The sequence below is a fragment of the Kribbella sp. NPDC003505 genome (assembly GCF_040610875.1).
Lineage (GTDB): Bacteria > Actinomycetota > Actinomycetes > Propionibacteriales > Kribbellaceae > Kribbella.
In genome coordinates, this window is record NZ_JBEXNA010000005.1 from 662,806 (window position 1) to 670,909 (window position 8,104).

7 protein-coding genes and 2 rRNA genes are annotated in these 8,104 nt (G+C 69.5%); 3 read left to right on the forward strand and 6 right to left on the reverse strand.

Annotation, left to right across the window (positions count from 1 at the left end; all coding sequences use genetic code 11):
- The first annotated feature begins 7 nt into the window (after nucleotides 1–7).
- Entirely contained in the window at nucleotides 8–1,102 is a 1,095-nt protein-coding gene (locus ABZX12_RS21145) for a TIGR03118 family protein (RefSeq protein ID WP_355695428.1), read from the forward strand.
- Here ABZX12_RS21145 and ABZX12_RS21150 read toward each other — a convergent pair.
- On the reverse strand, nucleotides 1,092–1,970 hold the full coding sequence (locus ABZX12_RS21150; RefSeq protein WP_355695429.1) for a bifunctional helix-turn-helix transcriptional regulator/GNAT family N-acetyltransferase: 879 nt from the start codon (nucleotides 1,968–1,970) through the stop codon (nucleotides 1,092–1,094). The genes ABZX12_RS21145 and ABZX12_RS21150 overlap by 11 nt on opposite strands.
- A gap of 13 nt (nucleotides 1,971–1,983) precedes the next feature.
- Complete coding sequence (locus tag ABZX12_RS21155; RefSeq protein WP_355695430.1) at nucleotides 1,984–2,778, reverse strand: methyltransferase domain-containing protein; 795 nt, start codon at nucleotides 2,776–2,778, stop codon at nucleotides 1,984–1,986.
- Between the two features lie 74 nt (nucleotides 2,779–2,852).
- Here ABZX12_RS21155 and ABZX12_RS21160 point away from each other — a divergent pair, with 74 nt between their 5' ends.
- Nucleotides 2,853–3,476 (forward strand): WHG domain-containing protein, encoded by a 624-nt coding sequence (locus tag ABZX12_RS21160; protein ID WP_355695432.1) that lies wholly within the window; start codon nucleotides 2,853–2,855, stop codon nucleotides 3,474–3,476.
- 45 nt (nucleotides 3,477–3,521) lie between these two features.
- On the opposite strand, the gene ABZX12_RS21165 is transcribed toward ABZX12_RS21160, so the two are convergent.
- Nucleotides 3,522–4,082: a cysteine dioxygenase family protein gene (locus tag ABZX12_RS21165; protein ID WP_355695433.1), complete on the reverse strand. Its 561-nt coding sequence runs from the start codon at nucleotides 4,080–4,082 to the stop codon at nucleotides 3,522–3,524.
- Nucleotides 4,079–4,981 carry an amidohydrolase family protein gene (locus tag ABZX12_RS21170; RefSeq protein ID WP_355695435.1) on the reverse strand — a complete coding sequence of 301 codons (903 nt, stop codon included), beginning with the start codon at nucleotides 4,979–4,981 and terminating at the stop codon, nucleotides 4,079–4,081. The genes ABZX12_RS21165 and ABZX12_RS21170 overlap by 4 nt, the downstream gene beginning before the upstream one ends.
- A gap of 320 nt (nucleotides 4,982–5,301) precedes the next feature.
- Between ABZX12_RS21170 and ABZX12_RS21175 the strand changes: the two genes are divergently transcribed.
- Nucleotides 5,302–6,309 carry a LacI family DNA-binding transcriptional regulator gene (locus tag ABZX12_RS21175; RefSeq protein WP_355695437.1) on the forward strand — a complete coding sequence of 336 codons (1,008 nt, stop codon included), beginning with the start codon at nucleotides 5,302–5,304 and terminating at the stop codon, nucleotides 6,307–6,309.
- A gap of 1,404 nt (nucleotides 6,310–7,713) precedes the next feature.
- On the opposite strand, the gene rrf is transcribed toward ABZX12_RS21175, so the two are convergent.
- Both rrf and ABZX12_RS21185 read right to left on the reverse strand, forming a co-directional pair.
- Nucleotides 7,714–7,831, reverse strand: a 5S ribosomal RNA gene (rrf, locus tag ABZX12_RS21180).
- A 181-nt stretch (nucleotides 7,832–8,012) separates the two neighbouring features.
- A 23S ribosomal RNA gene (locus ABZX12_RS21185) occupies nucleotides 8,013–8,104 on the reverse strand; the annotation flags it as partial.

The following is an 8,104-nucleotide window of genomic DNA, read 5'->3' on the forward strand; positions in this document are numbered from 1 at the left end:
AAGTGTCATGTCACTGCGCTCGAAAGGCCGGCCACTCGCGGTCGCGACGGCGCTGGTCAGCGGTCTTGCGCTGATCGCCCCGGCCACGGCCGACGCGCACCGGTCGCATTCACCGCTCGTCGTACAGCAGGTGAACCTCGTGTCCGACCAGGCCGGCAAAGCCGCACTCCAGGACGCCGACCTCGTCAACCCGTGGGGTCTGTCGCTCGGCGCGACCACCCCACTGTGGTCGTCGAACAACGGTACGTCGTCATCCACGCTCTACTCGTCCGCACCAGGTGCCAACACCGCGACCAAAGTGCCTACCGTCCGGGTGACCATGCCGGCGCCGACCGGGCAGGTGTCGAACCCGGGCACCGGCTTCGTGCTCAGCAACGGCACCACCAGCGCGCCGGCCCGGTTCATCTTCGCCACCGAAACCGGTCAGATCGCCGCCTGGAGCCCGCAGGTCGACGCGTTGATCGGCCCGGCGGAGATCAAAGCCACGACGCCCGGGGCGGTCTACAAGGGGCTGGCGCTCGCGACAACCAGATCAGGGGACCGGTTGTACGCCGCCAACTTCGCGCAGAAGCGGATCGACGTGTTCGACAGCTCGTTCCACCCGGTGAAGCTGCCGCGCTGGGCGTTCCGCGACGCACGGCTGCCCCGGGGCTACGCACCGTTCAACGTGCAAACGCTGAACGGGCGGATCTTCGTCGCCTACGCGCTGCTCGACCCCAAGACGAACGACGAGATCGCCGGCCCGGGCCGGGGGTTCGTCGACGTCTACACGGTCGGCGGCCGGCTGATCACCCGCGTCGCGTCCCGCGGCACACTGAACGCTCCGTGGGGTCTCGCGCTGGCCCCCGCCGCCTGGGGCCTGCCGGCCGGCACGCTGTTCGTCGGCAACTTCGGCGACGGGCACATCAGCGTGTTCCGCCCGTCGTACGGCCGTTATCACTTCGCCGGCCAACTGCGCGGCAGCAACGGCAAAACGCTGGCGATCGACGGCCTCTGGGCTCTGCTTCAAGGCACCGCCACGACCGGGGGCACCAACGTCCTGTGGTTCTCCGCAGGCCCCGACGACGAGTCGCACGGTCTCCTCGGTCAACTCAGGCGTTGAGAGACTTCTCGAACCAGAGGTGGGCGTAGGGCTCGGCGTTGAAGGCCGGAACCTCCTGGTAACCAGCTGACCGGTAGAGCGCGATGGCTTCGGTCAGGTTGTGATTGGTCTCCAGACGTACGGCGGGTGCGTGGTGCGCAGCCGCCGTACGTTCGAGCTCGGCCAGCAGGCGGCGGCCGAGCCCGAGGCCCCGTGCGTCCGGCGACACCCACATGCGCTTGATCTCGGCCGGTTCGTCGCCGTGCAGCTTGAGTGCACCGCAGCCGACCGGCTCTCCGTGAAGTGTTGCCAGCAGCAACGAACCGGCCGGCGGTGTGAGCTCGGCGTTGTCCGCCGAGATGCTGCGCGCCGGGTCGAAGCCGGCGTCGAACCGTCGCCCGAGCTCGGCGAAGTACTCTGTCAAGCAGTACTGCGCCGCCGGCAGCCGCGGGTCCACCAGCTCCACCCTCACCATCGACGCCGTCAGCAGCCGCGTGACGTCGTCCATCGCCGCGATCAACCGCTCCCGCTGGCCCTCGCTCAAGGGCTCCAGAATCGCGGCGGCGAGCTCGTCGGAGCGTGCGTCCAGCACCCGCCGCTCGGCAAGGCCGCCGGAGGTCAACCGCGCCATCCGGACCCGCCCATCCGTCACGCCGGGCTCGACCCGGACCAGTCCGGCGCGTTCGAGCGACCGCAGCAACCGGCTCACGTACCCGGAGTCGAGATCGAGCCGGGCGCGCAACGAACGCACGTCACACCCGTCCGGCCCGATCTCCCACAGCAGCCGGTCCTCCCCGAGCGGCCGGCCGCGCGCGAGGTAGTCCTCCTGCAGGGCGCCGACCCGCTGGGTCACCAACCGGTTGAACCGCCGTACCTCCGTCACACCCATTCTCTGACTTTAGTCAGGTATTTCTTCGGACGACAGCTTGGGTCGCCCGCACGCGGCCGTCGGTCAGTGCAGCGGTCAGGTTCTCGAGACGCTCTCGGAAGTCGGGAACGAACGCCTGCAGACCGAGCGGGGCGGGCGGGAGCGACTGGATCGTTTGCATCACGGGTGCGATCGTGTCGGTCAGGTCCGCCCAGTGCTCGACGGTGAGCCCCGCGGTTTCGAGCACCTTGCGCAACTCGTCCGCCGCGGCGAGGTGGGAGTGCTCGGCTCCGTCCGCCCACGGCATCGGGTAGTCGATCTCGCGCCCGTCGCCGGCCGTGATGTCCCACAGCGCCAGGCGACCGCCGATCCGCAGAACGCGCCGCGCTTCGCGGTAGAGACGACGCTTGTCGGCCACGTTCATCTGGACGTGCTGGCTGAACACGACGTCGAACTTCGAATCGTCGTACGGCAGCGCGGTCACGTCTGCCTGGCGTACGGCGATCCTGTCGTCGAGGCCGACCAGGCGGTTGAGCCATCCGGCGATCTCGCAGTACTCGTCCGACAGGTCGACGGCCGTCACCGGACAGCCGAAGGTCGACGCGACGTATCGCGCCGTGCCGCCGATGCCGGCGCCCGCATCCAGCACCGCGGTGGTCTCGGTGATGCCGAGCAGACCGGCGAGCTGGACGGTCGCGAGCCGTCCGCCGGTGTGGTAATCCTCCAGCAGCGCGAGATCCTCGGCACGCAAGCCGTCCAGGTCTTTGCCTGCGGCAACCAGCGCCTGTTCGATGCCTCGCCGGGCCGCGCCCGTCCGGTACGGAATCATGGTCTCCCCTTTTGTGGACACTGTCCACATTAGCTCGCCTTAGTGGACAGTGTCCACATTGTTATCCTGAGCCGGTGAACCACCCCGGAGCAGCGCTCCCGCGACGACGGCGCCCGCGCGGCGACGTCCGCGCCGGCCTGGTCGCCGCCGGTCTCGAGCTCGCGCGGACCGGGGGTCCGGACGCCGTGGTACTGCGGGAGGCGACGCGGATCGTCGGCGTCGTACCGAACGCGGCGTACCGGCATTTCGCCGATCGGGACGAACTGCTCGCCGAGGTGTGCGCGGCAGCGATGAACGCGCTGGCCGAGCGGATGACCGCGGGAATCGGCCGGGTCCGCGGCGGGGCCGGCGCGCCGCAACGCCGGCTGGCCGCGATCGGGACGGCGTACCTCGAGTTCGCTCGCGAAGAGCCCGGTCTGTTCGCGACGGCGTTCGCGGTCCCGCAGCAGCATGGCTACAACGAGCGGGACGAGACGGCACGTACTCCTCTGGGCCTGCTCCGCGACGCGCTCGACGAACTGGTAGCGGCGGGCGTCCTCGATCGGCAGCGACGCGAGGGCATCGAGTACCCGATCTGGTCGATCGTCCACGGCACGGCCGTCCTCACCGGCCAGGGACCGCTCCGCGATGCGCCCGCGGCCGAGCTCCGCCGGATCGAGGCTCGGACGCTGGCGTTCATCAACAACAGCCTCACGTGAACGAGGCCGGACCCAGTGGGGCCCGGCCTCGGTGTTCTGTTCCTGTCAGTCGATGGGGCGGAGCTCGTCGGCGTACGAAACCGAGACCCGGCGCAGCACGCCGTCCTTCACCGAGTACTGCCCCATCCGCCACAGCGGCGGGCTGTAGGCGTGCACCGTGACGCTGCCCTTGTCGAGACCGGTCAGGCGGTGGATGTGGTCGGGGCCGAAGCCGTACACGTCACCCGCCTCGACCTCGGTCTCGATCGAGTCGGTGCCGATCGCGAGGTTGTGCTCGACGAGCTTGCCGCGGGCGACGGCGACCGCACCGGAGGAGACGTCATGGTCGTGCCAGCCGGTGTCGTTCACGGGGGTCCAGCAGATCAGCCACACGTCGACGTTCGCGTCCCGGTGCAGCGAGGCGAAGACGCGCTCCTCGTCGCTGTACGCGACCTGGTCCTCCCACAGGTGCGGCTGCGCGGCGATCGACGCGGCGAGCTCGGCCAGCTCCGCGGGCGTCAGGTCGCGGCCCGGAAGGTCGTCCAGCGACAAACAGTTGTTGAGCTCCACGAGCCGGCTGGCCTGGCGCGCCGGGACGTCGGGTACGTCGATTGGCTGGGCAGTCACTGCACTCCCCTCTCAGGAGTAGTTCCACAGCTGCCGAAGAGCAGCCGGTGCGGATTGTCGTGGCGGATCACCGCGGTCGCGGCGTCGCCCTGGCGGAGGTCGGCGGCGTCGGCGTACGGCCGGTCGGTGCCGTGCACCACCTGGTCGATGCCGAGCACCCGCGCGACCGCGTCGATCCCCTGCGGGCCGTAGCTCGAGGTGTCGACGTACAGATTCGGGTCGATGGTGCCGAGCCGGCCGCCGCGCGCGGTCAGCCGCTCGTGGTGCACCGGCGCGAGACCTGCCGCCGCCGCGAAGCACAGCCGCAGCTCGGGGAACTCGCGTCGCCCACCGAACGCGTGCCATGCCCACCACGCGGCCTGCAGTTGTGCGGTGTAGTCGACGACGGGCGCCCACCAACCTGGCGCCTCGGTCGACCGCGCCTTGCCGGGGTGCACGAGGATCGGCTTGTTCTTGCGCTCGGCGGCGCGGAGCGACTCCCCTTGCACCTCCCAACCACTCGGGGTGGTGAGCACGTGCGCGGGCAGCTGAAGTCCCAGGAATCCCTTGTCGAGCAGGGTTTCCAACCCTTTGACATCCGGGTCTCGCAGGTCGGCGGACGCCCAGGCGCGGAACGGCTCGGGAAACTCCGCGGCCCCGTCGTGCCAGGCTTGCAGCAGTTCCGCGTCGCCCAGCTCCTCCACACCCAGCGGGCTCGACAGCGACACGGCGGCCAGCGCCGTACCGGCGTCCTGCTCGATCGCGACCCGCTTGCCGAGCTCGTGCGCGGCCGGATCCACCTCGTACGGCGCTTCGGTCGCGCAGTGCAGCGTCCAGCCGTCGAGGTACGGCGGCTGACGACGGGCCCGCAGCCGGTCCACGAAGGCCTCCGGCCAGAGGTGCTGATGAACGTCGATCATCGAACCCTCCTCACGCCGGTTTGATCAGATTGAAGCGCTTCAGTGTGACTAGAGTGAAGCGCTTCAACGGACCATCTGTCAAGTCCAGCACCCACCCGCCGGACACCAACCGCCCCATCCCCGTCACCGCTCCACCCACCGCTCGTTTGCCCGCGGTCCCCGCATCCCCGGCGCCACCCGGCCGTTCGAGTGGTCAACCCTCGAGGTTGCCCGTTCCCCCACCGGCATCACACTGCCAACCGGCGAACTGAGGGGTGAACGTCGGGGCCGGTCGGCGGCGTCGTCTGGATTTGTCCGTGGCGGCGGCTAGGGTCGTGGGCATGTCCGGAACAGGCCGGAGGCCAACCCTCAAGGACATCGCCGCCGAGACCGGGCTCTCGATGGCCGCAGTGTCGTACGCACTGCGCGGTCTGCACGGCACACCAGAGACCCGCCAGCGAGTCCAGGACGCCGCCGAGCGCCTCGGCTACCAGGCCGACCCCGTCGCCCGCGCGCTCGCCTCGGGCCGCAGCGGCTCGATCGGCGTACTGTGCGCTTCGCTCGAGGATCTCTGGCAACAACGCGTCGCCGCCGCCCTCGGCCGCGAGCTCCTGGCGCCCGACCGGAACGCCTGGATCATCGACTCCGCCGGCGACGCCGGCCGCCAACTCGAGCTCGCCCAGCACCTGGTCGACCATCGCGCCGACGCGATCGTGGTGATCCCGATCGACCCGGCCGCGAAGGCCTGGGCCGAGATCGCCCGGGAGGTCCCGGTGATCGCGATCGGCGACGAACTGCCCGGCGCGAAAGCGAAGTCCGAGGTGATCCTCGACAACGAGACCGGCGTGACCACCGCCCTGCGCCGCCTCGCGGACGCCGGCCACCGCGACATCGCCGTTCTGAGCCCCACCCGCCGCCTCGAGGTCGAGCGCCCCGCCGAGGTGATCGCGCAGCGAGTAGCCATCGACCTCGGCCTGAAGCTCCGCCTGCTGCAATGCCCGCATGACTTGACCGGCGCGACCGACGTCGCCCGTGCCTTGCTCGCTGACGACGGCCGCCCGACCGGCATCCTCGCCCTCGCCGATTCGATGGCCTTCGGCGTGTACGCCGCCAGCCGCGAGCTCGGCCTCCACATCCCGACGGACCTGTCCCTGCTCGGCTACGACGACCAGCCGATGTCCCAACTCCTCACGCCGCCCCTGTCGACCTTCCACTGGCCCCTCGACGACCTGGTCAGCCATGTCGTCTCGCGCGTCACCTCCGCCGTCGACACCAACCGCCGAGTCCGCCGCACCACCCTCACCCCCACGCTGATCGAACGCGGCTCGGTAGCCGCCCCGCCCACCTGAGCAGGGCAGCCACCGATACGCGACAGGTTCCACGCGATCGAAACTAGACTAAATCACTGGACTTACTTCCCGATGTCCAAGATCCGGGCAAGTGCGTGAACTGTGCTCACCCTCACCCGCGGCTCGGCCGCGCCACTGGCGCCCTGACGCGGCAGCTGCTCATCCGAGGTGGGCCACTACTCGGCACGTGAACCCACGTGTACGAACCGCCGGCTCGAGTGTGGAACGAGGTAGGAACGTCGTGCTGCGCGACGACGGGCGCGGCCGCCGCGTCATACGTGGTCGACGCGCGAGCGTGTGCGTCCGAGCTGCCGGCCCGACCGTCGCCCGTGGCCGGAAAGCCATGCCGCCGTGCTCGGCACGACAGCCACAGCCGCTGCGTCGTACCTGGTCGACGCGTGAGCGTGCGTCCACGAGGCGCAGCCCCGCCCGTCGCACGAGGCCGAAACGTGGTGCTGCCAGCTTGTGGCGCGACGGGCACGGCCGCTGCGTCGAACGTGGTCGGCGCGTGCGTGTACGAGTCGCCGGCTCGGGTGTCGCGAGGTAGGAACGTCGTGCTGTGGGACGACGGGCGCGGCCGCTGTGCGTCGCACGTCGTCGACGCACGAGCGCAGACGTACGAGCACGAGCCCGGAACGTGGTGCTGCCAGCTTGCCGCGCGACGGGCACGACCGCCGCGTCGAACCTGGTCGGCACGTGAGCGTCTGTCTACGAGCCGCCGGCTCGGGTGTGACGAGGTAGGAACGTCGCGCTGTGGGACGACGGGCGCGGCCGCTGTGCGTCGTACGTCGTCGACGCGCGAGCGCAGACGTACGAGGCGCCGGCTCAACGTCGTACGAGGCAGGAACGTGGTGCTGCCGGGTTGTGGCGCGACGGGCACGGCGGCTGCGTCGTACGTGGTCGACGCGCGAGCGTGCGTGCACGAGCCGGCTCGAGTGTGAACAGGCAGGACATCGTGCGGTGGGACGACAGGCCCGGCCGCTGCGTCGTAGGTGGTCGGCGCGTGAGCGTGTGTGTACGAGCTGCCGGCTCGAACGTCGCACGGGCCGGAAAGTCATGCGACCGTGGTTGGCATGACGGCCACGGGCGCTGCGTGCTGCATTGGTCGACGCGTGAGCGTGGGCGTGCGAGGCGCGGGCTCGAGCCTTGTTCGAGGGGCGAACGTGGTGTTGGCAGATTGTGGTGTGACGGGCACGACCGCCGCGTCGAGTCTGGTCAGTGCGCGAGCGGATGTGCGCGAGCGGCCGGCTCGCCGGCGCGTGGAGCTGAGAGGCCGTGCGGCTGCAGCCTGATCCGCGTGACATGCCCCCGGGGGACGTGCCGGCGGCTATCTGTTTGCACGCGGACTGCTGTGCAAAATGTTAAGGGCCACCCCGGTGTGGGGTGGCCCTTAACAGTGTGAATGTCCGGCGGCGTCCTACTCTCCCACGACCTCCCGGTCGCAGTACCATCGGCGCTGGCGGGCTTAACTTCCAGGTTCGGAATGGAGACTGGGTGTTTCCCCGACGCTATGGCCACCGAAACTCTATAGAAATATCAATCAAACCAACTCGAGCCACGAACCCATCACTGGGTTCGGTTGCTGGGGTTTGACCGTATTCCGGGAACCGTACAGTGAACGCGAACATCGTTACTTTTGTAGCGCAGGCTTGCGACCAGCAAAGTCTTTCAACCCACACACCCGCTCAGAGCGGAGTGTGGTGTGTGACAAGCCCTCGGCCTATTAGTACCAGTCAGCTCCACACCTTACGGCGCTTCCACTTCTGGCCTATCAACCCAGTGGTCTACTGGGGGC